25 protein-coding genes are annotated in these 23177 nt (G+C 66.4%); 23 read left to right on the top strand and 2 right to left on the bottom strand.

Going from position 1 to position 23177, the window contains the following annotated elements:
- Positions 1-3 precede the first annotated feature (3 nt).
- The gene (locus tag VGM71_RS08405; RefSeq protein ID WP_331543942.1) at positions 4-1593 is read left to right on the top strand and encodes a glycosyltransferase family 39 protein; all 1590 of its coding nucleotides are present in this window, start codon (positions 4-6) and stop codon (positions 1591-1593) included.
- A 185-nt stretch (positions 1594-1778) separates the two neighbouring features.
- Here VGM71_RS08405 and VGM71_RS08400 read toward each other — a convergent pair whose 3' ends face one another.
- Positions 1779-2363 (bottom strand): Maf family protein, encoded by a 585-nt coding sequence (locus VGM71_RS08400; protein ID WP_414675109.1) that lies wholly within the window; start codon positions 2361-2363, stop codon positions 1779-1781.
- Between the two features lie 2 nt (positions 2364-2365).
- Positions 2366-2782, bottom strand: a complete 417-nt coding sequence (locus tag VGM71_RS08395; RefSeq protein WP_331543937.1) for a hypothetical protein — start codon at positions 2780-2782, stop codon at positions 2366-2368.
- 211 nt (positions 2783-2993) lie between these two features.
- Here VGM71_RS08395 and VGM71_RS08390 point away from each other — a divergent pair, with 211 nt between their 5' ends.
- The 22 genes from VGM71_RS08390 (at position 2994) to nuoH (ending at position 23173) form a co-directional block, all read left to right on the top strand.
- Positions 2994-3485 carry a YceD family protein gene (locus VGM71_RS08390; protein ID WP_331543935.1) on the top strand — a complete coding sequence of 164 codons (492 nt, stop codon included), beginning with the start codon at positions 2994-2996 and terminating at the stop codon, positions 3483-3485.
- 18 nt (positions 3486-3503) lie between these two features.
- Complete coding sequence (rpmF, locus tag VGM71_RS08385; RefSeq protein WP_331543933.1) at positions 3504-3698, top strand: 50S ribosomal protein L32; 195 nt, start codon at positions 3504-3506, stop codon at positions 3696-3698.
- 87 nt (positions 3699-3785) lie between these two features.
- Complete coding sequence (locus tag VGM71_RS08380) at positions 3786-4754, top strand: beta-ketoacyl-ACP synthase III (protein WP_331544007.1); 969 nt, start codon at positions 3786-3788, stop codon at positions 4752-4754.
- 192 nt (positions 4755-4946) lie between these two features.
- Complete coding sequence (gene fabD / locus VGM71_RS08375) at positions 4947-5897, top strand: ACP S-malonyltransferase (RefSeq protein ID WP_331543931.1); 951 nt, start codon at positions 4947-4949, stop codon at positions 5895-5897.
- A gap of 28 nt (positions 5898-5925) precedes the next feature.
- Positions 5926-6669 (top strand): 3-oxoacyl-ACP reductase FabG, encoded by a 744-nt coding sequence (gene fabG / locus VGM71_RS08370; protein WP_331543929.1) that lies wholly within the window; start codon positions 5926-5928, stop codon positions 6667-6669.
- 170 nt (positions 6670-6839) lie between these two features.
- Positions 6840-7079, top strand: a complete 240-nt coding sequence (gene acpP / locus VGM71_RS08365; RefSeq protein WP_331543927.1) for an acyl carrier protein — start codon at positions 6840-6842, stop codon at positions 7077-7079.
- 150 nt (positions 7080-7229) lie between these two features.
- A complete protein-coding gene (fabF, locus tag VGM71_RS08360; protein WP_331543925.1) occupies positions 7230-8519 on the top strand; it encodes a beta-ketoacyl-ACP synthase II in 1290 nt (429 codons plus the stop codon).
- A 4-nt stretch (positions 8520-8523) separates the two neighbouring features.
- On the top strand, positions 8524-9876 hold the full coding sequence (locus tag VGM71_RS08355) for an aminodeoxychorismate synthase component I (RefSeq protein WP_414675108.1): 1353 nt from the start codon (positions 8524-8526) through the stop codon (positions 9874-9876).
- Positions 9873-10712: an aminodeoxychorismate lyase gene (gene pabC, locus VGM71_RS08350; RefSeq protein ID WP_331543923.1), complete on the top strand. Its 840-nt coding sequence runs from the start codon at positions 9873-9875 to the stop codon at positions 10710-10712. Before VGM71_RS08355 ends, pabC begins: the two co-directional genes overlap by 4 nt.
- Positions 10709-11737: an endolytic transglycosylase MltG gene (gene mltG / locus VGM71_RS08345; protein WP_331543920.1), complete on the top strand. Its 1029-nt coding sequence runs from the start codon at positions 10709-10711 to the stop codon at positions 11735-11737. The genes pabC and mltG overlap by 4 nt, the downstream gene beginning before the upstream one ends.
- Positions 11728-12378, top strand: a complete 651-nt coding sequence (gene tmk / locus VGM71_RS08340) for a dTMP kinase (protein WP_331543918.1) — start codon at positions 11728-11730, stop codon at positions 12376-12378. The genes mltG and tmk overlap by 10 nt, the downstream gene beginning before the upstream one ends.
- Positions 12375-13310, top strand: a complete 936-nt coding sequence (gene holB / locus VGM71_RS08335; protein WP_331543916.1) for a DNA polymerase III subunit delta' — start codon at positions 12375-12377, stop codon at positions 13308-13310. The genes tmk and holB overlap by 4 nt, the downstream gene beginning before the upstream one ends.
- 62 nt (positions 13311-13372) lie before the next feature.
- The gene (locus tag VGM71_RS08330; protein ID WP_331543914.1) at positions 13373-14335 is read left to right on the top strand and encodes a PIG-L family deacetylase; all 963 of its coding nucleotides are present in this window, start codon (positions 13373-13375) and stop codon (positions 14333-14335) included.
- A 34-nt stretch (positions 14336-14369) separates the two neighbouring features.
- Positions 14370-14729 (top strand): PilZ domain-containing protein, encoded by a 360-nt coding sequence (locus tag VGM71_RS08325; RefSeq protein WP_331543912.1) that lies wholly within the window; start codon positions 14370-14372, stop codon positions 14727-14729.
- Positions 14730-15030: 301 nt separating this feature from the next.
- Complete coding sequence (locus tag VGM71_RS08320) at positions 15031-15387, top strand: NADH-quinone oxidoreductase subunit A (protein WP_331543910.1); 357 nt, start codon at positions 15031-15033, stop codon at positions 15385-15387.
- Positions 15378-15932: an NADH-quinone oxidoreductase subunit B family protein gene (locus VGM71_RS08315; RefSeq protein ID WP_331543908.1), complete on the top strand. Its 555-nt coding sequence runs from the start codon at positions 15378-15380 to the stop codon at positions 15930-15932. The genes VGM71_RS08320 and VGM71_RS08315 overlap by 10 nt, the downstream gene beginning before the upstream one ends.
- 15 nt (positions 15933-15947) lie before the next feature.
- Positions 15948-16676: an NADH-quinone oxidoreductase subunit C gene (locus VGM71_RS08310; RefSeq protein ID WP_331543905.1), complete on the top strand. Its 729-nt coding sequence runs from the start codon at positions 15948-15950 to the stop codon at positions 16674-16676.
- Between the two features lie 27 nt (positions 16677-16703).
- Entirely contained in the window at positions 16704-17933 is a 1230-nt protein-coding gene (locus VGM71_RS08305; protein WP_331544000.1) for an NADH-quinone oxidoreductase subunit D, read from the top strand.
- Between the two features lie 21 nt (positions 17934-17954).
- The gene (nuoE, locus tag VGM71_RS08300; protein WP_331543903.1) at positions 17955-18482 is read left to right on the top strand and encodes an NADH-quinone oxidoreductase subunit NuoE; all 528 of its coding nucleotides are present in this window, start codon (positions 17955-17957) and stop codon (positions 18480-18482) included.
- Between the two features lie 10 nt (positions 18483-18492).
- The gene (nuoF, locus tag VGM71_RS08295; protein ID WP_331543901.1) at positions 18493-19836 is read left to right on the top strand and encodes an NADH-quinone oxidoreductase subunit NuoF; all 1344 of its coding nucleotides are present in this window, start codon (positions 18493-18495) and stop codon (positions 19834-19836) included.
- Positions 19833-22148, top strand: coding sequence for an NADH-quinone oxidoreductase subunit NuoG (nuoG, locus tag VGM71_RS08290; protein WP_331543899.1), 2316 nt, complete (start codon positions 19833-19835; stop codon positions 22146-22148). The genes nuoF and nuoG overlap by 4 nt, the downstream gene beginning before the upstream one ends.
- A 2-nt stretch (positions 22149-22150) precedes the next feature.
- Positions 22151-23173, top strand: a complete 1023-nt coding sequence (gene nuoH, locus VGM71_RS08285) for an NADH-quinone oxidoreductase subunit NuoH (protein WP_331543896.1) — start codon at positions 22151-22153, stop codon at positions 23171-23173.
- The last annotated feature ends 4 nt before the right edge of the window (positions 23174-23177 follow it).

Here is a 23177-nt window from a genome sequence, read left to right as displayed (position 1 = left end):
CCCATGAGTGAGCCTTCGAGTGTAGCCGTGCACGCGCGATCCTGGCGAGGCATCTTTCTCGCCGTGTTCGTCGCGGCATGTCTCGCGAAGCTGGCGATAGCGTGCACCTTGTCGCCTTTCGGTGACGAGGCCTTCTACTGGCAGGAGAGCCTCACGCCGGCGTGGGGCTACAGCGACCTGCCACCACTCACCGCATGGCTGATCGCGCTTTCCGAAGGTCTGTTCGGTCATGGCCTGTTGCCCATGCGCCTGCCGTTCCTGCTCGTCGGCGCGTTACTGCCCTGGCAGGTGGGTGCGATGGCCGCGCGCTACGGCGACGCCGCTGCCCGCTGGCAGGCGGCCACGTTCGTGACACTGCTTCCGCTGGTGGGCAGTCTGGGCGTACTCGCGCTCCCGGACGTACCGCTGACCTTCGCCACCCTGCTCGCGTTCCAGGGCCTGCTGGGGGCCCTCGACCGGAACCGCATGCGCGACTGGTTCCTGCTGGGCGTTGGCCTCGCCATCGCCTGGATGACGCACTACCGTGCGGCGATGCCGATGCTTGGCGGCCTGCTGTTCCTCTCGCTCACGCCGCGCGGAAGGATGCAATGGCGGCGCCCCGGTTTCTGGATGGCGATGGGCGTAGCCGCACTCGGACTGCTGCCGATCGTGCTGTACAACCTGGGCGCGCACGGAGCGGGCGTAGCCTTCCAGCTTGTCGACCGGAATCCCTGGCAGTTTCATGCGGACGCCCTGGTGCAACCGATCGAGCAGGCATTGGCATGCACGCCACTGGCATGGGCGGCGATGTTGTGGGCGATCTGGCGCTCATGGCGCCGTCGCGCGGAATCGCCGTTCGACGTTGTCGCCGTCGTCGCGGGCACCTTTGTCATCGCTTACTTCGTCCTGGGCCTGTTCGCCGACGACCTCCGCTTCCGCGCGCATTGGCCGCTGCCGGGCTACCTCGTGGCGTGCGTGGCGCTTCCGTTGTTCCTGCGTGAGTCCGGGAAGGCGTGGCGGCGCACGGTCTGCGCAGGGTTCGTTCTGGCAGGCCTTGGCCTGGCTGCCGGGCTCGGTTACCTCGGCCTCGCCGCGTCCGCGCATGGCGCAACGACACTTGCCGGCCTGAAGGCGTTTCCCACCAATTTCACTGGATGGCGCGAAAGCGCCACGGCAATGGAAGCGCAACTCGCGACGCAGCCGGACGCCATCCTCGTCGCCGACAACTTCATGCTCGCCGCGGAACTGCGCTTCGCCCTCGGTGCGTCGCACACGGTGTATTCGCTGGACAGCCCGTTGAACGTAAAGCATGGCCGAGCGCCGCAGCTTGCAGCGTGGGGGCTCGACGAGGCCGGGCTTGCGACCCACGCGGGAAGCAAGGTCCTGCTGGTCGTCGACGAGTCGAAACGGCGTGACATCGAGGCACGGAACTGGCTCGGCTCGATCTGCGCACGCGTCGACATCGTGCGGCCGGTAGGGCGCGTGGAGGCGTTCGACAAGCGGCGCAGCTTTGCGTTGTACGAGGGCAGGGCGCGAGTATCTCGCGGTGCTCCGGGCAATCCGGACAATTGCGTCGTCTGGATGGCGGCGTACAAGGCGTCGCTCACTCCCTAAAGCTCCACCCGCGCGTAGGAGCGCGCCTTGCGCGCGACATCTTTTGAGGCCATGGCTAGGAACTGGCGCGAGAAGTTGAAGACTGAGCCGACAAGCTGTCGCGCGCAGGCGCGCTCCTACCCGAAGGTGGCGATACCCGAAGGTGGCGATATCCGAAGGTAGCGATATCCGAAGGTAGGCGATATTCAGGGGAGTTCTACCCCCGCGGCACGAAGCAATCGAGACGTCGCGATCAACGGCAATCCCACCAACGCCGTCGGGTCCTCGTTGTCGATGCGCTCGAACAGCACGATGCCCAGGCCTTCGCACTTGAAGCTACCTGCGCAATCCAGCGGCTGTTCGCGTTCCACATAGCGCACGATGTCCTCGGCCGAGAGTTCGCGGAAGCGGACCCGGGTCTCGTCGACGTGCGTGGTCGCATCCCCCTGCAGGTCGATCACGCAGACTGCCGTATGGAAGATGACGTCACGGCCGGAGCTGGCGGCCAACTGTGCGTGCGCGCCCTGCACGGTGCCCGGCTTGTCCAACACGCGGCCGTCCAGATCGGCCACCTGGTCCGATCCGATGACGATGGCGCCGGGGATACTCGCGGCGACATCCCGGGCCTTGGCCTCGGCCAGACGCGCCGCGCGGGTGGCAGGGTGCTCGTCGTGAAGAGGTGCTTCGTCCGTGCCGGGCGCGGCCTGTTCGAAGTGATCGAGGAGGCGACGCAGCAGGCCGGCCCGGTAGCGTGAGGTGGAGGCGAGGACGACGGTAGGTTGAGGGGACACGCTCAAAAATCCTTGTGGATATGTTCGCGGACGGCGGTGTCCAGGGCGGCCTGCGCATCGTCCAGCGCCCGCAGGCGCGGCTCGAGTTGATGGCGGGCCCGGACCAGGGCGTCCACCGCTTCGTCCAGTTCGCGCTGGGTGGCGCCCGGACCCCGGTCCCGGATCCAGAGGCGTTGCTGGAGCAGGGCCCGAAGGCCCGAATCCACTGCCTGCTGCGCTTCCACCTCGCCGGAAGCGGGGATGTCGGGGCTCACCGACATGACGGCATGTGCGCGCTGGAGCCGGTCGCGGCAGTCCTTTAGATCGGTCTCGAGACGGTCGGCATTGTCCATCAGGTCCTGCAGGGCGTCATGCCGCCGGCGCGACCGCTGATGGCGCAGCGTCCAGGCGCACAGGCCCAAGGCGATCGCGATCGTCACGGCAAGTGCATAATAAGCAAAGGAAAACACGCGGACTCTTCCCCTTTATGGTCGCGTGGCGGCAAACTGCCAGGATGAAAGGGAAGTCTGCCCGAAAGTCGCCACGCCGCGCAAAAGCGCGACGTGGCCGTGCGGCGACTCCTAACCGGTTGACTTCAGGGATGTTGATGCCTACCATTTCCCGATTATGTCCGTGACATTGCCATCGTCCGTGGACGCTTGGCGCGAGGTTCGTGCGCGGCGTTCGTTCCAGGGTCAACTCCCCGTATCGGCGTTTTCGCGCCTGGGTGAGGTGGTCGCGTCCACCGAAGGTGACGTAACCTATACGCTGGATTTCGGCCGCGACGACTTTGGCATCGCCTACGTGGCCGTACGCGCGCAGGCCGCATTGACCGTCATCTGTCAGCGATCGCTGGAGCCCTTCCAGCTGCCGGTGGAGGTCGATGCACGTCTCGGACTGATCGTCGAGGAAAGCGAGGAAGCGTCGCTGCCTCCCGGTTACGAGGCGTTGCTGGTCGAAGAAGACGGCAAGCTCGATCCGGTCGCGACGATCGAGGACGAACTGCTGTTGGCGCTGCCCCTGGTGCCGGTGAACCCGGACTACGAGTTGCCCGACGATGTAAATGGACCCGGCGAGGACGACATGCCCTCGCAGGAAAAATCTGAAAACCCGTTCGCGGCACTCCGCGGACTCATAAAGTAATTTCGCTGGAGATTTGTCATGGCCGTTGCCAAGAGCCGCAAGACCCCGTCCACCCGCGGCATGCGCCGTTCGCACGATGCGCTGAAGACCGTGCAGCTGTCGACCGATCCGACCAGCGGCGAAGTCCACCTGCGTCACCACGTGACCAAGGACGGCTTCTACCGTGGCAAGAAGGTCATCGACACCCGCGGCGCGGTCGACGCCGAGGATTGATCTCCCTGCCATAGGGACGATCGAGACGCAGGCGGCGCGGCAACGCGCCGCTTTGCGTTTGTGGCAATCACAACTGGGGATACGGTTCTGAAATACGCCCGCATCATCGGTACCGGCAGCGCGCTTCCCGAGAAAGTGCTGACCAATGCCGACCTCGAAAAGATCGTCGACACGAGCGACGAGTGGATCCGCACGCGCACGGGCATTACGCAGCGCCACGTCGCGGCGGAAGGTGAAACCACGGGCGATCTCGCCTTCCTCGCCGCGCAGCGCGCGCTCGAGGCAGCCGGCATCAAGGCGTCGGAAATCGATCTCATCGTGCTCGGCACGACCACGCCCGACATCGTCTTCCCGTCCACCGCCTGCCTCGTCCAGCATCGCCTGGGCGCGAACGGTTGTGCCGCGTTCGACGTCAATGCCGCCTGTTCCGGTTTCGTCTACGCCCTCGGCGTGGCCAATGCGTTCATCCGCAGCGGCCAGTCGAAGAAGGCCCTGGTGATCGGCGCCGAAACGCTGACCCGCATGGTCGACTGGACCGAACGCGAAACCTGCGTGCTGTTCGGCGACGGTGCCGGCGCTGTGGTGCTCGATGCCTCGGACGAGCCGGGCATCTTCACCACGCGCATTCGTGCCGACGGCGGCTTCAAGCACCTGCTGTTCAATCCGGTGGGCGTATCCGCCGGTTTCACGGACGAGCCCAACCACGGCGTGCGCATCAACATGCTGGGTCGCGAAGTCTTCAAGGTCGCGGTCAAGACGCTCGATTCCCTCGTGGGCGAGACGCTCGAAGACGCCGGCATGAAGGAAGACGAGATCGACTGGCTGATTCCGCACCAGGCGAACCTGCGCATCATCGAGGCGACGGCCAAGCGGCTGAACATGTCGATGGACCGTGTCATCGTCACCGTGGACAAGCACGCCAACACGTCGTCCGGTTCGGTGCCGCTGGCGCTCGACTACGCGGTGCGTTCGGGCAAGGTCCAGCGCGGCCAGAACCTGCTGCTGGAAGCCTTCGGTGGCGGCTTTACCTGGGCCTCGGCGCTGCTGCGCTACTAAGCAACCGCGGAATCGGTGTAGGAGCGCGCCCTGCGCGCGACAGATTTTCGCGAGGAGCAGCAGGTCCTGCTTCTCACGGCCTCAAAACATGTCGCGCGCAGGGCGCGCTCCTGCCACCAGACGCCCGCGAATGGTGCATTGCCTCCTGCCTTGCGGCACCATTCGCGGTTTGAAGTCCCGGAACCGTCTCGCATGACCTCATCCAGCGCCTCGCTCGCCTTCGTCTTTCCCGGCCAGGGATCGCAGTCCGTCGGCATGCTCGCCGAACTGGCGGCGGCCCATCCCGAAGTCCGCGCCGCCTTCGACGAGGCCTCCGAGGGCGCAGGCGTCGACCTCTGGTCGATCAGCCAGGAGGGGCCGAAGGACGCCCTCGACAGCACCGAGAACACCCAGCCCGCGCTGCTGGCCGCCAGTGTCGCGGCATGGCGTGTATGGGTGAAGCGGGGCGGGCAGGTGCCGGCCTTGCTTTCCGGACACAGCCTGGGCGAATACAGCGCCCTGGTTGCCGCTTCCGCCCTTTCCCTGAAGGACGCCGCCGGCCTCGTGGCCGAGCGTGGACGCCTGATGCAGGCGGCCGTGCCGCCGGGCGTCGGTGCCATGGCCGCCATCCTCGGTGGCGACGATGCCCAGATCGTCCAGGTGTGCGAAGAAGTGGCGCAGGGGCAGGTGGTTTCCCCTGCCAACTACAACTCGCCCGGGCAGCTGGTGATCGCCGGCCACGCCGAAGCCGTCGATCGCGCCCTTGCGCGCCTCGCCGAGCTTGGCGTGAAGAAGGTCGTGAAGCTTGCCGTTTCCGTGCCTTCGCACTGCATGCTCATGCGCGATGCGGCGGATCGCCTCGGTGAACGCATGGCGTCGCTGGACTGGTCGATGCCGTCGATTCCCGTGGTGCAGAACGCCGATGCGAAGGTGCACGCCTCTATCGAGGACATCCGCGGCGCGCTGATGCGCCAGCTTTATCTGCCCGTACGCTGGACCGAATGCATCCAGGCGCTCGCGGCGGCAGGAATCGTCCAGACATTGGAATGCGGTCCGGGCAAGGTGCTCACCGGCCTCATCAAGCGCATCGACAAGTCGATCGAAGGCAAGGCCATCGGCGCGCCGGACGAGCTCGAAGCGGCCCTGGTTCCGGCAGCCGTCTGACTTCCACAAAGCAGTACAGGATATCCCCATGAGCTCATCCCTGAAGGGTGAAATCGCCCTCGTCACCGGCGCCAGCCGCGGCATTGGCGCCGCCATCGCCGACCGTCTCGCCGCACTTGGCGCCACCGTCTACGGCACGGCTACCAGCGAAGGGGGTGCCACGGCCATCGGTGAGCGCCTCGCTCCGCACGGCGGCCATGGCCGCGTGCTGGACGTCACCGATGCCCCCGCGATCGAAACCCTCGTTGATGCCATCGCGAAAGAGGCCGGTGCGGTTTCCATCCTCGTGAACAACGCAGGCATCACGCGCGACCAGCTCCTCATGCGCATGAAGGAGGAGGACTGGAGCGCCATCATCGAAACCAACCTCACGTCCGTCTTCCGCACGTCAAAAGCCGTGATGCGCGGCATGATGAAAGCCCGCAAGGGCCGTATCGTCAGCATCGCGTCCGTGGTCGGCGTCACCGGTAACCCGGGCCAGGCCAATTACGCGGCGGCCAAGGCGGGCATCATCGCCTTCTCGAAATCGCTGGCCCGTGAGATCGGCTCGCGCGGCATCACGGTGAACGTGGTGGCGCCCGGTTTCATCGACACCGACATGACCCGCGCGCTGCCGGAAGAACAGCGCACCGCGCTGCTGTCCGGCATTGCCCTGGGCCACCTGGGCGAGCCCAACGACATCGCCGAGGCGGTGGCCTTCCTGGCCTCGCCGGCCGCCCGCTACATCACGGGCGAGACACTGCACGTCAACGGCGGCATGTACATGCCCTGATCACGCCGGGCAGGTGGCAGTCGCCACCGGCCCGGATTTGAGAGACAATCGTCATTTCGCGCCCTGCCGGCATTCGGCCGGGCGTCATCAACGTGACGGTGGCATGCTGGCGGGCCCGGTCCTTAGCCACTACAATGCCGCCGGATTTTCCCTCGGGAGGTAAAGGCAACATGAGCACCATCGAAGAACGCGTCAAGAAGATCGTCGTCGAGCAGCTGGGCGTCAAGGAAGATGAAGTCACCACCAACGCGTCGTTCGTTGACGATCTGGGCGCCGATTCCCTGGATACGGTCGAGCTCGTGATGGCCCTCGAAGAAGAGTTCGAGTGCGAGATCCCGGACGAGGAAGCTGAGAAGATCACCACGGTTCAGCAGGCGATCGATTACATCAAGTCTCACGTCAAGAGCTGATCGAGCGACTGGTTGTCGATCGGAGGCGCCGCCTCCCGTCGATCTCCGAGCGACACGGAAGCTGCGCCGTCATGGCGCAGTTTTCGTTTGCGTGTAACGCAACCTGCGCCCGCGTATGGTTTGCGCGGAACAAGTGAAGGATGAGAACGCATGAGTAAGCGACGTGTGGTAGTGACCGGCATGGGTATCGTCTCGCCGGTCGGCAACGACCTCGCCACCGCGTGGAAGAATGTCGTCGAGGGGACCAGCGGCATCGGCCTCGTCAGCGACTTCGACGCCACCGCCTACGCGACGAAGATCGCCGGCGAGGTGCGCGACTTCGACCCGGTGGAAGCCTATTTCGTCGGTACCGACGTGGACGACGACCGGAAGCGTGGTATCGCGAAGGACTTCAAGCGGATGGATCCGTTCATCCACTACGGCATCGTCGCGGGTACGCATGCGTTCCGCCAGTCGGGCCTGAAGATCACCGACGAGAACGCGGGCCGCATCGGCGTCGCCGCGGGCGCCGGCATCGGTGGCCTGCACACCATCGAGGCCACGGCGATCGATCTGCGCGACAAGGGGCCGCGCAAGGTGTCGCCATTCTTCGTGCCCAGCTCGATCATCAACATGGTGGCCGGCAACCTGTCGATCTATCACGGCATGAAGGGCCCGAACATCGCGCTGGTATCGGCCTGCACCACGGCCGCGCATAACATCGGCATGGCCATGCGCCTCATCCAGTACGGCGACGCCGACGCGATGCTGGCTGGAGGCGCCGAGTTCGCCACCACGCCGACGGCTATGGCGGGCTTCTGCTCGGCCAAGGCCATGTCCACGCGCAACGACGATCCGACGCATGCCAGCCGTCCGTGGGATGTTGGCCGCGACGGCTTCCTGCTGTCCAACGGCGCGGGCATGCTCATGCTCGAGGAATACGAGTTTGCCAAGGCGCGCGGTGCCACCATCCTCGCCGAACTCATCGGCTTCGGCATGAGCGGCGACGCGTTCCACATCACCGCGCCCAGCGGTGACGGCGCGGAGCTGGCCATGCGCAACGCACTGCGCGATGCCGGCCTGAAGGCGGAAGACGTGCAGTACGTGAACGCGCACGGCACGTCCACGCCTGTGGGCGACCTCGGCGAGGCCAAGGCCATCCGCAACGTGTTCGGTGAGCACGCCACGAAGAAGGGCAAGTTCGCGGTCAGCTCCACCAAGTCGGTCACCGGCCACCTGCTCGGCGCCGCCGGCGGCGTGGAAGCGATCTTCTCGATCCTGGCGTTGCGCGACGGCATCATGCCGCCGACGATGAACCTCGAGAACGTCGATCCCGAGGTCGAGGCGCTCGGTATGGACCTGGTGCCGAACAAGGCGGAAAGGGCCGAACTCAACGTCGTCATGTCGAACTCGTTCGGCTTCGGCGGCACCAACGGCACGCTCGTTTTCCGTCGCGTCTGACGCGTTGGCTTTCGTCACGCGAACCCTGGCTGGCCGGCGCGATCTCCTCGCGCCGGCCGCGTCGTATCCAGAGCGCTATGCGGCATTCCTCGCCAGCGCCGTCACCGGTACGCCGCAGGCACGCTTCGACATCCTCTTCGCCGTGGGCGCCGAATCGCTGACGCTGTCGGCGGACGGTACAACCCGTAACGAACAAGGTGACGCCCAGGCCGGGACCTTCCTCGAAGCGCTCGATGCCGCGTGGTCCGCGCACCATCGACCTCGCGTCGAGGATGGCCTGCCGTTCCATGGGGGCTGGGTGGTTTACCTCGCGTATGAGCTCGCCGGCCAGATCGAGCCGAGCCTGAGCCTGAGCCTGCCGGCGTCGATCGGCATAGCGCCCGTCGCGTTGGCCCTGCGCGCCCCCGCCGCCGCCATTGTCGATCATGTCGAACAGCGTACGGTGCTCGTGGCGGAAGAGGGTGCCGAGGCATGGCTGGATGTACTCGCCGCCGATCTCGATGCGGCCGAGCCCGAAGCGGTGCTTCCCTTGCCGCTCGCGGTCGAAGAGGACGAGCCCGCGCGCTTCCTCGATGGCGTGCGCCGCGTGCAGGATCATCTGCATGCGGGCGACGTGTTCCAGGTGAACCTTTCGCGCCGCTGGACGGCCCATTTCGCCGATGCGCCGGCACCGGCGAGCCTGATGCGCGCCTTGCGCGCGGCAAATCCGGCCCCGTTCGCGGGCCTGCTGCAGCAGCCGGGCTGGGCCATCGTCAGCTCCTCGCCGGAGCGGCTGGTGGAAGCGCGCGACGGCGTAGTGCAGACCCGGCCGATCGCGGGCACGCGTCCACGCGCCGCCGGCGACGATGATGCGGCACGCATGCGCGAACTCATCTCCCATCCGAAGGAGCGCGCGGAGCACGTGATGCTGATCGATCTGGAGCGCAACGACCTCGGCCGCGTGTGCGTGCCGGGCAGCGTCGGGGTCGACGAATTCATGGTGGTGGAAAGCTACGCACACGTGCACCACATCGTTTCGAACGTGCGTGGCCGCGCCTGCGAAGGCGTGACGCCAGGCCAGATCATCGCGGCGACGTTTCCGGGCGGCACCATCACCGGCTGTCCAAAGGTGCGTTGCATGGAGATCATCGGCGCACTCGAGCAGGAGCCGCGCGGCGCCTATACCGGCGCACTTGGTTACCTCGACGACAACGGCGACATGGATCTCAACATCCTGATCCGCACGCTGGCCGTGGAAGGCGCGCGCGTCTCGCTGCGCGCGGGCGCTGGCATCGTCACGGATTCGGTGCCCGAGCGAGAACTGGAAGAAACCCGTGCCAAGGCACGCGGTCTGCTCCGCGTGTTCGGACTGGCATGACGCCGCGCATATCCGTCGATTTCCTCGACACGGACCGTGTGTCCGTGTCGGATCGCGGCTTCACTTACGGCGACGGCCTGTTCGAAACCCTGCGTATCGCGCGCGGAAGGGCGCCGTTGTGGCCGCGCCACGCGGAGCGCCTGCAAGCCGGTTGCGAGCGTTTGCGCATCCCGCCGCCCGACCCGGTGGCGGTTCGGGACGAAGTCCTCCGGCTGGCTGAAGGCCTCGACGATGCCGTGGCGCGCGTCACGCTCACCCGCGGCCCCGGGATGCGTGGCTATGCACCGCCGGTATCCCCGCACCCGACGCTCGTGGTGTCTGTCTCGCCGCTTGTGCTGGATGCCGCTGCAAGTAGCGATGGCATCGCCTTGCGCCTGTGCACGACGCGCCTCGCGACCCAGCCGCTGCTTGCGGGCCTGAAGCACCTCAACCGCCTCGAGCAGGTCATGGCACGCGGCGAGTGGGACAGCCCGGCCATCGGCGAAGGCCTGATGCTCGACACCGATGGCGACCTCGTCTGCGCCACGGCCGCGAACCTCTTCGCCGTGTTCGGTGGCCAGCTGATGACGCCACCGGTGAATCGCTGCGGCGTGGCCGGCGTGGCACGCGCGGAAGTGCTGGCGGTGCGGGAGGTGACGGAGGCGCGCCTGAACCCCGTTCGACTCGAGGACGCCGACGAGGTCTTCCTCACGTCGGCCGTTCGCGGCATTCTCCCGGTCCGGGTTTTCGGAACCCGCTCGTGGCAGCCCGGCCCCGTTACCCGCGCCCTGCAGGCGCACTGGTGCGATATCGGTCTGCCGTCGCCATCAGAGTGTTCCAAGGATTCTGATCGATGAAGATTCGCGGCATCGCCCTGTGGCGAGTCATCCTTCTGGTGCTGCTCATCGCGGTCATCGCCGCGGGGACGTACCTGTGGTTCGACTGGGCGCGCTTCGCCCGCACGCCGCTGGCCGTTCCCGCGACGGGGCAGAGCATCGACGTCGCTCGCGGCGCTTCCTTCAAGGACATCGTGCGCGACCTGCGCGCGCGCAAGGTCACGCGCGCCTCGCCGCTCTACTGGCGGTTGCTGGCCATGGAAATGCGCGCGTCCGGTCGCCTGCACGCGGGCGAATACGCGCTGCGCCCGTCCATGACGCCGCGTGACCTGATTGCCGACATGGCGGCGGGCAAGGTCATGCAACGCAACTTCACCATCGTCGACGGCTGGACCGTCGCCGACCTGCGCCGGGCGCTGGCGGCGGTGGATACGCTGGCACACGACACGGCGGGCGTCGACGACGCGGATCTGATGAAGCGCCTGGGCGCGGAAGGCGACCATCCCGAGGGCCGCTTCCTGCCCGAAACCTATGCGTACGTGAAGGGCGACACCGATTCGAGCGTCCTGAAGCGTGCTTACGCCGCCATGTCGAAGACACTGGATGCGGCCTGGCCCGGCCGCGCGCCGGACCTGCCGCTCGCCACACCGTATGAGGCGCTGATCCTGGCGTCGATCGTGGAGAAGGAGACGGGCAGGGCGGACGAGCGTCCGCGCATCGCCGGCGTCTTCGTGCGGCGCCTGCAGCTGCGCATGCTCCTGCAGACGGATCCGACAGTCATCTACGGCATGGGTGCGGCATATGCGGGCAATATCCACCGCAGCGACCTCACCACGGACAGCCCTTACAATACGTACACACGGGTCGGCCTGCCGCCGACGCCGATCGCCCTGCCGGGGCGTGCGGCGATCCAGGCGGCGCTTCATCCGGCGGAGGGCAAGGATCTGTATTTCGTCGCCCGCGGCGATGGCAGCCACGTCTTCTCGTCGACCCTGGAACAACACAACCGGGCCGTGGCCTGCTACCAGTTGAAGCGATGTCAGTGACGATTTCCCAGCGCGGCCGGTTCATCACCCTCGAAGGCGGCGAAGGCGCCGGCAAGAGCACCTTGCTGCGTGGCCTGGAAACGCACTTGCGCGGGCAGGGCGTGGATCTCCTCGTGACGCGCGAGCCTGGCGGCACCGATGTCGGCGAAGCCGTCCGCACCGTCGTGCTCGATGCCGCGAACAACGAGCTCTGCGCCGAGTCCGAGTTGTTGCTCATGTTCGCCTCGCGCGCGCAGCTGGTGCGCCAGGTAATCCAGCCCGCACTCGCCGCGGGCCGCTGGGTGCTTTGCGATCGCTTTACCGATGCGAGCTACGCCTATCAGGGTGGCGGTCGCGGCCAGCCCCTGGAGCGCATCGCCCAACTGGAGCGCTGGGCCGCCGAAGGGTTGAAGCCCGACCTGACCCTGCTGCTCGACCTGCCGGTCAGCGACGGCCGCGCTCGCGCCGCGGGCCGCGGCGAGGCCGATCGCATCGAAGTGGAAGGCGATGCTTTCTTCGAGCGCGTGCGCGATGCGTATCGCGCCCGTGCCGCCGCGGAGCCGGCGCGCTTCCGCTTGCTGGATGCGACGGCATCGCAGGACGGCGTGCTCGCCCAGGCGATCGCCGGCCTGGCCGGTCTTTTCCCGGAAACGGCATCGTGAGCCCGTTGCCCTGGCACGAAGATGCCTGGTCGCGACTGCAGGCGCGGCGCGAGCGTGGCGCGCTTCCACACGCGCTGCTGCTTGCCGGCCCGGCGGGCCTGGGCAAGCGCGATTTCCTCGCCGCCTTCGTAAAGGGCCTGCTCTGCCAGCGGCCGGTGCAAGGCACGGCCTGCGGCTCCTGCCGCGCGTGCCAACTGATGGATGCGGGCACGCATCCCGATCGGGTCGCGCTGTCGTTCGGGTTGCGCAAGGACGGCGTCACGCGCAGCGAAATCGTCGTGGACCAGGTCCGCGATCTTTCTCAACGCTTGTCGATGGCCAGCCAGTTCGGTGGCTGGCAGGTGGTGACGATCGATCCCGCCGACGCGATGAACGCCGCTGCCGCGAACGCGCTGCTGAAGACGCTCGAGGAACCGACACCTTCGACCCTGCTGGTCCTCGTCGCCGACGAACCTGCGCGGTTGCCCGCGACGATTCGCAGCCGTTGCCAGCGCATCGATTTCCTGGTTCCCTCGCGCGGCATCGCGCTGGACTGGCTGCGCGCTCAGGGCGTGGCCGACGCGGCTGCCGCGCTGGACGCCGCAGGGGGCAACCCCGGCATGGCGCGGGCGTGGGCTGCCAACGGCGCGCTGAAGCAGCGGGGCGAGGTACGCCACGATCTAAAAGCGCTTGCCGCCGGCCGCGGCGATGCGATGGAAGTCGTCAAGCGGTGGCAGACCGCCGATTCCGCGCGGTACCTGTGGTTCGCCGCACAGGCGGCCACCGACGAAATGCGTGCGCGGGCTTCGGGAACGCCGCTTCCGCTGGAGAGCCAGCTGGACGACGAAGCGCTCGACGCCTGGTACGCAAAGGCCAATCGCGCGCGCGACGCGCTGCGCGGTCCGTTGCGGGCCGACCTCGTGCTGCTCGAAGTGCTTGCCGCCTGGCGTTGACGCGCTCTTATCGCAGCTTCGGTCTTAATCGAGCCGACGTTTCGAACCACCAGGAGCCTTCCTTGCAACGCCATCCGGTCATCGACGGCAGCACCCGCCTCCTCGTCGTCGCGCCGCATCCGGACGACGAGTCGCTGGCCGCAGGCATGCTGATCCAGAGCACGCTGGCCGCGGGCGGGCGTGCCGACGTGCTGCTGTTGACCGACGGCGACGACAATCCCTGGCCGCAACGCTGGCTGGAGCGCCGCCTGGTCGTGGGCGCCGACGCGCGGGCGCGCTGGGGCGCGAGGCGTCGGGGCGAGGTGGCCGCCGCGCTGGGCCGGCTTGGCGTGGGTGCCGACCATCTGCATGCCCTCGGCTGGCATGACATGCAGGTAACGAGCGAATTGCGCCTCCGCCATGGCCAGGCCCTCGGTGCCGTCCGGCGGGTGCTGGAGCGTGTGCGGCCGAACCTCGTCGTCATTCCCGACCTTGGCGATACCCATCCGGACCACGGCTCCGCCCATGTCCTGGTGCGGCTGGCGATGGCCACGGCCGGCTCCATGGCCGACGTACTTACCTACATGGTCCACGGAACAGAGCGGTCCGCGCCGGAAGACCTGCTCGTGCCGGACCTCGATCCGGAACGCCAGGCGACCAAACGGTGCGCCGTGCTGGAACACGCGACCCAGATGGCCCTCAGCCGGACCCGGATGCTCCGGATCGCCTCGCGGCCCGAGCGCTTCGACCGGCCGCCGCCGGCCCCCGGCACGGGAGCGTTGCGCCTGCCGTGGCGGCCGGGGCCATTCGCCCGCACCCGTCTTCGGGTGGTGCTGGCGGATGGGCAGGGCGTGGTCGTGTGGCCGTGGCGCAAAGCGCCGGTGGAGCGGGCAGGCGGGGATTGGATATTGCCCCTCCGCGACGCGCCTGGCCCAGCCTTCGTGAAGCTCACCGCCGACCTGTCCACGCCCTGGATCTACGATCGCTATGGTTGGGCAGGGCAGGATCCGGAACCGGTCGGGCTTGTCGCCCGGCCCGCCGGCTAGCTAGCATGCGGTCAACCAAGGGAATCCGATGTCCATGAACGCCACCAGCTCGTCGCCGCGACAGGGCATCCTTTCGCTGAAGATCAAGGACGTGAACTCCCTGTACATCTCGTACATGCCCTACCTGAAGACGGGCGGCCTGTTCGCGCCGACGGCCCAGCGCTACAGCCTTGGCGACGAGGTGGCCCTCCTGGTCACCCTGATCGACGAGAACGAGCGCATTTCCGTGGCTGGCAGGGTGGTCTGGATCACGCCCGTTGGCGCCCAGGGCAACCGGACGGCCGGGGTAGGCGTCCAGTTCAACGAATCGCCGGAAAGCGAGGCCGCCCGGCAGCGGATCGAGGGCCTGCTGGCAGGAACCCTCTCATCGGAACGTCCGACCCAGACCATGTGACCCGTCGGCGCGGGTTCTGCACCCTGCGTCAGTCTGCCAGGGGTGAAAACCTTGCGAATCCACCCTCGCGAGGCAGTTTCCCGTCATTAAGGCTTGTCGGCATACCGGCACGCACTGGTACAATAGATCGGTTCCCCAACGTGAGATTGTGGATATCCGGAGTCGTTGGCGCGTTTATTGCGCCGGCACGGATCGAACCGTTTGGATCGATTCGATAAAAGCTCCGGCGACACTAGCCGGACCGCTCGTCCCCGCCGACGGTCACTGATGCGCCCAGCGAGGCGCGGAGGTACGCAGCATCGTGCTTGCCCAATACTGGCCCGTCCTGTTGTTCATCGCCGCAGCAATCGGCCTTGGCATCGCCCTCCTGGTGATCGGCATGCTCGCCGGTCCGAAGCGTCCGGACGCGGAGAAGCTCGCTCCGTACGAGTGCGGCTTCGAGGCCTTCGAGGACGCGCGCATGAAATTCGACGTGCGCTACTACCTCATCGCCATCCTCTTCATCATCTTCGACCTCGAAATCGCCTTCCTTTTCCCGTGGGCGGTGGTCTTCGACAAGATCGGCCTGATCGCCCTCGTCGAAATGGCGCTGTTCCTCGCGCTGCTGGTGGTCGGTTTCGCTTACGTCTGGAAGAAGGGAGCGCTCGAATGGGAGTGATGACCAGCATCGACCGGGTGATGCACAACCCGGAACCGCTGAACCTCGTCGACGACATCCTGCGTCCGAACGGCGACGCCCCGGTCGTGAACCGCGGCTTCGGCGTCACCAGCGTCGACGCGTTGATGAACTGGGCGCGCACCGGCTCCATGTGGCCGATGACCTTCGGTCTCGCCTGCTGTGCCGTCGAAATGATGCACGCGGGCGCCGCGCGCCTCGATCTCGACCGCTACGGCGTGATCTTCCGCCCCAGCCCCCGCCAGTCCGACGTGATGATCGTGGCCGGCACGCTGGTCAACAAGATGGCCCCCGCGCTGCGCAAGGTCTACGACCAGATGCCTGACCCGAAGTGGGTCATCTCGATGGGTTCGTGCGCCAACGGCGGCGGCTATTACCACTATTCCTATTCGGTCGTGCGTGGCTGCGATCGCATCGTTCCGGTCGACATCTACGTGCCGGGTTGCCCGCCGACGGCCGAAGCGCTGATCCACGGCATCCTGCAGCTGCAGAAGAAGATCCGCCGCACCCACACGATCGCGCGCTAACAGGGCCAGGGCATCATGAGCGTTACTAACGAGACCTCGCTGGTCGAACGGCTCGCCGCGCGCTTCGGCGACATGCTGAGCGTGAAGGTGGAGCGCAACGAAGTCACCGCCGAGGTGGCTCCGCGGGACCTTATTTCCGTCGCCACTGCTTTGCGCGACGAGGCAGGCTTCCGCTTCGGCACCATCATCGACGTTTGTGGCGTCGACTACTTCGGTTATGGCATGACCGAATGGGACACCGATACCGCGCAGGGTGAGAGCTTCTCGCGCGGCGTGGAAGGCGAGGCCATGGGCCGCTTCACCTGGGCAGAGCGTCCGCGCCAGGTCGAGCAGCAGCGCCGATTCGCCGCGGTGATCCACCTGCTGTCGATCGAACTCAACCAGCGCATCCGCCTGCGCGCGTCCTGCGATGACGACGCGTTCCCGGTCGTGCCGTCGATCACGCCGATCTGGCCGGGCGCCGACTGGTTCGAGCGCGAGACATTCGACATGTACGGCATCATCTTCGACGGCCACCCCGACCTTCGCCGCATCCTCACGGATTACGGCTTCGTCGGCCATCCGTTCCGCAAGGACTTCCCGCTGATCGGCAACGTCGAGGTCCGCTACGACCCCGAGCAGAAGCGCGTGGTGTACGAACCGGTCTCGATCGAGCCGCGCGTGCTGGTGCCGCGCACGATCCGCAACGACGCCGACCTCGATCAGGCCAGGGCGGAATCCGCCGACCACTGGCGGGAGAATTAAGCCGTGGAAGAAATTCGCAATTACACGATGAACTTCGGCCCGCAGCATCCCGCTGCGCACGGCGTGCTGCGCCTGGTGCTGGAGATGGACGGCGAGACGATCGTCCGCGCCGATCCGCACATCGGCCTGCTGCACCGTGGTACCGAGAAGCTGGCCGAGTCCAAGCCGTTCAACCAGTCCATCGGTTACATGGATCGCCTCGACTACGTATCGATGATGTGCAACGAGCACGCCTACGTGCGCGCCATCGAGAACCTCATGGGTATCGAGGCGCCGATCCGTGCGCAGTACATCCGCACGATGTTCGACGAGATCACCCGCATCCTGAACCACCTCATGTGGGTGGGTTCGAACGCGCTCGACCTCGGCGCCATGGCCGTCTTCCTCTACGCTTTCCGCGAGCGCGAGGAACTGATGGACGTTTACGAGGCGGTGTCGGGCGCGCGCATGCACGCCACGTACTACCGTCCGGGCGGCGTGTTCCGCGACCTGCCGGAGCAGATGTCGAAGTACCGCGAGTCGCCGTGGCACAAGGGCGGCGACCTGAAGCGCCTGAACGCATGGCGCGAAGGCTCGATGCTGGACTACCTCACGGAGTTCACCAACGACTTCCCGGCGCGCATCGACGAATACGAAGCGCTGCTCACCAATAACCGTATCTGGAAGCAGCGCACGGTCGGCATCGGCGTCATCTCGGCCGACCAGGCCCAGGCATGGGGCATGACCGGCGCGATGCTGCGCGGCTCGGGCATCGCCTGGGACCTGCGCAAGAAGCAGCCGTACGCCGCCTATGCGGACATGGACTTCGACATTCCGGTGGGCGTGAATGGCGACTGCTACGACCGCTACCTCGTGCGCGTCGAGGAAATGCGCCAGTCCAACCGCATCGTCCAGCAGTGCGTGGCGTGGCTGAAGGCCAATCCGGGCCCGGTGATGGTGCAGAACTACAAGGTCGCACCGCCCAGTCGTGAAGAAATGAAAAACGACATGGAAGCGCTGATCCACCACTTCAAGCTCTTCACCGAAGGCTATGGCGTGCCTGCGGGCGAGACCTATGCCGCGGTCGAAGCGCCCAAGGGCGAGTTCGGCTGCTACCTGGTGTCCGACGGTGCGAACAAGCCTTTCCGCGTGCACCTGCGCGCGCCCGGCTTCGCGCACCTGTCCTCGATCGACGCCATCGTGAGGGGCCACATGCTCGCCGACGTCGTCGCGATGATCGGCACCTACGATCTCGTCTTCGGCGAAGTCGACCGCTAAGTCGACGGAGTGAACTGAATCATGAAAGCCACCGGTCATTTCGAGCAGGTCAAGGACGTCGATCCCCTCGTCGTGCTCAACGATCACACGCGTGCCAACATCGACCACTGGGTGTCCAAGTTCCCGCCGGATCGCAAGCGCTCGGCGCTGATCCAGGGCTTGATGGGTGCGCAGGAACAGAACCAGGGCTACCTCACGGACGCCCTGATCACCGCGGTCGCAAAGTACCTCGACCTGCCGGCTATCTGGGCCTACGAGATCGCGAGCTTCTACTCGATGTTCGAGACTTCGCCCGTCGGTCGCAACAACGTCGCCATCTGCACCAACATTTCCTGTTGGCTCAACGGCGCCGAAGGCCTCGTGCGCCATTGCGAGAAGAAGCTGGGCATCAAGACCGGCGAGAGCACGGCCGACGGCCGCATCTACCTCAAACAGGAAGAGGAGTGCCTGGCCGCATGCGCCGGCGCGCCGATGATGGTCGTCAACGGTCACTACCACGAGAAGCTGACGACCGAATCGGTCGACGCGATCCTCGACGGTCTGAAGTGAGGTAAGGGCAATGGCTAGCACCACCGGTCCGGTCGGACCCGCACCGCAGGAACACCAGGTCGTCTATACGACCCTTCATTTCGAAAAGCCCTGGGCCCTCGACAGCTACGAGAAGGTCGACGGCTACAAGGCCTGGCGCAAGATCCTCGCCGAGAAGCCCGATCCCGCCGCCCTGATCGAAGAGATCAAGAAGAGCGCGCTGCGCGGTCGCGGCGGCGCCGGCTTCCCCACGGGCCTGAAGTGGTCCTTCATGCCGCGCACGGCGCCGGGGCAGAAGTACATCCTGTGCAACTCGGACGAATCCGAGCCGGGCACCTGCAAGGACCGTGACATCCTGCGCTTCAACCCGCATTCGGTCATCGAAGGCTTGGCGATCGCCTGCTACTGCACCGGCTCGACCGTCGCCTACAACTACCTGCGCGGCGAGTTCCACCACGAGCCGTTCGAGCACATCGAGGAAGCCCTGAAGGAAGCCTATGCGGCCGGCCTGCTCGGCAAGGACATCGGCGGTTCGGGCATCGACGTGGACATCTACAACGCCCTGGGTGCCGGCGCGTACATCTGCGGCGAAGAAACCGCGATGATGGAATCGCTGGAAGGCAAGAAGGGCATGCCGCGCTTCAAGCCGCCGTTCCCGGCCGGCTTCGGCCTCTACGGCCGACCGACCACGATCAACAACACCGAAACCTATGCCTCGGTGCCGGCGATCCTGCGCAACGGCGCGGAGTGGTTCCTCAACCTCGGCAAGCCGAACAACGGCGGACCGAAGATCTTCTCGGTGTCGGGGCACGTGAACAACCCGGGCAACTTCGAGATCAGGCTGGGCACCTCGTTCGCCGACCTGCTGCAGATGGCCGGTGGCGTGCGCAAGGGCAACAAGCTGAAGGCGTGCATTCCCGGCGGTTCGTCGATGAAGGTGCTGCCAGCCGAAAAGATCATGGAGTGCACGATGGATTACGACTCGCTGCAGAAGGCGGGTTCGGGCCTGGGATCGGGCGCCGTGATCGTGATGGACGACACCACCTGCATGGTGCGTGTCTGCCAACGCATCGCCCGTTTCTACATGGCCGAGTCGTGCGGCCAGTGCACCCCGTGCCGCGAAGGCACCGGCTGGATGTACCGCGTGCTGTCGCGCATCGTCGAAGGCCAGGGCACGGAGGACGACCTGCACCGCCTGAAGGCTGTCGCCGGCCAGATCGAAGGCCACACCATCTGCGCCTTCGGTGAAGCCGCCGCGTGGCCGGTGCAAGGCTTGCTTTACCACTTCTGGCACGAATTCGAATACTTCGTAAAGCATGGCCGTTCGATCGTGGACGGGCCGGCTGATACGGTCACCACTGGAGTCGCTGCATGAGTGCGCAGCCCGTAGCCAACGCCGCGCCGGACCTCGTCAATATCGAGATCGACGGCGTTCCGGTGCAGGTAGCCAAGGGGTCGATGATCATCCAGGCGGCCGATGCCGTCGGTATTCCCATCCCGCGCTTCTGCTACCACCGCAAGCTCCCGATCGCCGCCAACTGCCGCATGTGCCTGGTGGAAATCGAGAAGATGCCGAAGCCCGCGCCGGCCTGCGCCACGCCGGTGGGCGAGGGCATGAAGGTCTTCACGCGTTCGGACAAGGCGCTCAAGTCGCAGCGCAACGTGATGGAGTTCCTGCTCATCAACCATCCGCTCGACTGCCCCATCTGCGACCAGGGCGGCGAGTGCGAATTGCAGGACGTCTCGCTCGGTTACGGCCGTTCGGTGTCGCGCTTCAACGAGCGCAAGCGCACCGTGGCCGACGAGAATCTCGGCCCGTTGATCGCCACCGAGATGACCCGCTGCATCCAGTGCACGCGCTGCGTCCGCTTCACCAGCGAGATCGCCGGCACGTACGAACTCGGCGGCATGAGCCGCGGCGAAGACCTGGAGATCGGCACCTATATCGGCAAGACGATCGAAAGCGAACTGTCGGGCAACATCATCGACGTGTGCCCGGTCGGCGCGCTGACCAACAAGCCGTTCCGGTTCCAGGCCCGCGCCTGGGAACTGATCGCGCGCCCGTCGGTCGGCTACCACGATGCACTGGGCTCCAACCTGTGGATGCACACGCGCCGCGGTGAAGTGCTGCGCAACGTGCCGCGCGACAACGAAACCATCAACGAATGCTGGCTCTCGGATCGCGACCGTTACAGCCACCAGGGCCTGTACGCCGCCGATCGCGTGAAGTCGCCGATGGTCAAGCGCAACGGCCAGTGGTCGGCAACGACCTGGGACGATGCGCTGTCGGTCGCCCGCGAGGCGCTGAAGAGCGTGGCCGGCTCCGACCTTGGCGTGCTCGTGCACGGCGCCACGTCGAACGAGGAGGGCGAACTGCTTGTCCGCCTCGCCCGTGGCCTGGGCAGCGCCCACATCGACCATCGCCTGCGTCAGCTCGACTTCGCCGACAACGCGTTCGCCCGCCCGTTCGCCTCGACCATCGCGTCGTTCGACAAGGTGAAGTCCGCGCTGCTGGTCGGTTCGGACCTGCGTCATGAAGTCCCGCTGCTCAACCACCGCCTCCGCCAGGCGGTGATGAAGGGCGCGAAGGTCTACGCGGTCAACCCGGCCCATTTCAACTTCAACTACCCGCTGGCAGGCGAGTCCGTCGCGGCACCGCACGCGCTCGTGAACGAGCTGCTGGTGCTGGCCAAAGCCGCCGGCGAGAACGGCGCGGCCGTGCCGGAATCGCTGGCTTCCGCGGTGCAGGGCGTGGCAACCACCGATACCCACCGCGACGCCTTCAAGGCGCTGTCGACGGATGGCGCGGTGGTGGTCTTCGGTCATGCCGCGGCCACGCATCCGGAAGCGTCCTGGCTGCGCGCCATCGCCCGCTTCATCGCGCAGGCCGCCGGTGCCGCCTACAACGAGATCCCGGTCGGCGCGAATGCGATCGGCCTGTCCTCGGTCGGCGTCCTGCCGAGCGCGGGCGGTCTCGACGCGCGCGCCATGCTGGCGCAGCCGCGCAAGGGTTACGTGCTCTACAACGTGGAGCCGCCGCACGACTTCGCGGACGGCGGGCTCGCGCAGCAGGCGATGCATTCGGCGCAGACCGTGGTGGCCTTCGCCGCCTACGCAAGCGATGCGCTCAAGGATTCGGCGGACGTGATCCTGCCGATCGGCCTCACGCCGGAAATCGACGCCACGCTGGTCAACGTCGAGGGCAACGCGCAGGTCGTGCTCGCTGGCGCGAAGGCACCGGGCGACGCGCGTCCGGGCTGGAAGGTGCTGCGTGCCCTCGGTGGCGCGCTGGACCTGCCGGGCTTCGAGTTCGACGACCTTGCCGGCCTGCGCGATGGGCTGACCGAGCGCGCCGTGGAAACCCGCCCGCAACTCGCGCAGCGTGGCGCGGGCGTGAGCTTCTCGCGCCTCGCCACCACGCCGATCTATCGCGGTGACGCGGTGCTCCGCCGCGCCGGTGCGCTCAACGCGCATCCGCTGAATCGTCCGGCCGCCATCCGCATCAATGCGGACGACGCCGGCACGCTCGGCCTTTCCGATGGCGCGAATGCCCGCATCGGCGATGCCGTGCTGCCGGTCGCGATCGATGCCGCGGTGCCCCCGGGCGCCGCGTGGATCGAAGCCGCGCATTCCGAAACCGCCATGCTGCCCCCGTACGGCGCGGCCATCACCCTGAGCAAGGCATGACCATGGCCGATCAACTCATCCACCACCTGTTGATCCCCCTGCTGTTCATCGCGGCGATCATGCTGCCGCTGATCATCGGCGTGGCGATGTTCGTGTACTGGGAACGCAAGGTCATCGGCTGGATGCATGTGCGCATGGGGCCGAACAAGATCGGTCCCCTCGGCATGCTCCAGGCCTTTGCGGACGTGGTCAAACTGCTGCTTAAGGAAGTGATCCTTCCGACCAACGCGAACAAGTTCCTGTACTACCTCGCGCCGATGCTGGCCCTCGTGCCGGCCCTGGCGGCGTGGGCGGTGATCCCGTTCGGTCCCGAGACCGTGCTGGCCAACGTCAACGCGGGCGTGCTGTACCTGCTCGCGATGACCTCGATGGGCGTGTACGGCATCATCCTCGCGGGCTGGGCCTCCAACTCGCGCTACGCGATGCTTGGCGCCATGCGCGCGGCGGCGCAGGTCATCTCCTACGAACTGTCGATGGGCATGTCCATCGTGTGCGTGCTGGTGCTGACCGGTAGCCTGAACCTCACGGCGATCGTCAACGCGCAGAGCGGCAACTTCTTCGACTGGTTCTGGCTGCCGCTATTGCCCGTGTTCGTCATCTACTTCATCTCCGGCGTGGCCGAAACCAACCGTGCGCCGTTCGACGTGGCGGAAGGCGAATCGGAGATCGTGGCCGGCTTCCACGTGGAGTACTCCGGTTCCGCGTTCGCCATCTTCTTCCTGGCCGAATACGCCAACATGATCCTGGTGAGCTTCCTCGCCTCGATCCTGTTCATGGGCGGCTGGTTGTCGCCGTTCCCGGAATCCTGGGGCCTGATCGGTCACGGGGGCTTCCACTGGCTGTTCATCAAGGCCTTCTTCTTCGCCTTCCTGTTCCTGTGGTTCCGCGCCAGCTTCCCGCGCTATCGCTACGACCAGATCATGCGCCTCGGCTGGAAGGTCTTCATCCCCATCACCATCGTCTGGGTCCTCGTCGCCGGGTGCATGAAGTACTTCGGCTGGGTCCACCTCGGCACGGGAGCCTGAAAGC

This window comes from Luteibacter sp., assembly GCF_036499525.1.
GTDB lineage: Bacteria > Pseudomonadota > Gammaproteobacteria > Xanthomonadales > Rhodanobacteraceae > Luteibacter.
This window is presented reverse-complemented; position numbering and strand designations above follow the sequence as displayed.

Bases quoted from the DNA above. Each gene is read 5' to 3' on its own strand.
- fabD (WP_331543931.1), top strand. From the start codon at position 4,947: ATGACCTCATCCAGCGCCTCGCTCGCCTTCGTCTTTCCCGGCCAGGGA.
- acpP (WP_331543927.1), top strand. From the start codon at position 6,840: ATGAGCACCATCGAAGAACGCGTCAAGAAGATCGTCGTCGAGCAGCTG.
- nuoG (WP_331543899.1), top strand. From the start codon at position 19,833: ATGAGTGCGCAGCCCGTAGCCAACGCCGCGCCGGACCTCGTCAATATC.
- VGM71_RS08315 (WP_331543908.1), top strand. From the start codon at position 15,378: ATGGGAGTGATGACCAGCATCGACCGGGTGATGCACAACCCGGAACCG.
- nuoF (WP_331543901.1), top strand. From the start codon at position 18,493: ATGGCTAGCACCACCGGTCCGGTCGGACCCGCACCGCAGGAACACCAG.
- pabC (WP_331543923.1), top strand. From the start codon at position 9,873: ATGACGCCGCGCATATCCGTCGATTTCCTCGACACGGACCGTGTGTCC.
- nuoH (WP_331543896.1), top strand. From the start codon at position 22,151: ATGGCCGATCAACTCATCCACCACCTGTTGATCCCCCTGCTGTTCATC.
- rpmF (WP_331543933.1), top strand. From the start codon at position 3,504: ATGGCCGTTGCCAAGAGCCGCAAGACCCCGTCCACCCGCGGCATGCGC.
- VGM71_RS08325 (WP_331543912.1), top strand. From the start codon at position 14,370: ATGAACGCCACCAGCTCGTCGCCGCGACAGGGCATCCTTTCGCTGAAG.
- VGM71_RS08405 (WP_331543942.1), top strand. From the start codon at position 4: ATGAGTGAGCCTTCGAGTGTAGCCGTGCACGCGCGATCCTGGCGAGGC.
- mltG (WP_331543920.1), top strand. From the start codon at position 10,709: ATGAAGATTCGCGGCATCGCCCTGTGGCGAGTCATCCTTCTGGTGCTG.
- tmk (WP_331543918.1), top strand. From the start codon at position 11,728: ATGTCAGTGACGATTTCCCAGCGCGGCCGGTTCATCACCCTCGAAGGC.
- nuoE (WP_331543903.1), top strand. From the start codon at position 17,955: ATGAAAGCCACCGGTCATTTCGAGCAGGTCAAGGACGTCGATCCCCTC.
- fabG (WP_331543929.1), top strand. From the start codon at position 5,926: ATGAGCTCATCCCTGAAGGGTGAAATCGCCCTCGTCACCGGCGCCAGC.
- VGM71_RS08310 (WP_331543905.1), top strand. From the start codon at position 15,948: ATGAGCGTTACTAACGAGACCTCGCTGGTCGAACGGCTCGCCGCGCGC.
- VGM71_RS08305 (WP_331544000.1), top strand. From the start codon at position 16,704: ATGAACTTCGGCCCGCAGCATCCCGCTGCGCACGGCGTGCTGCGCCTG.
- fabF (WP_331543925.1), top strand. From the start codon at position 7,230: ATGAGTAAGCGACGTGTGGTAGTGACCGGCATGGGTATCGTCTCGCCG.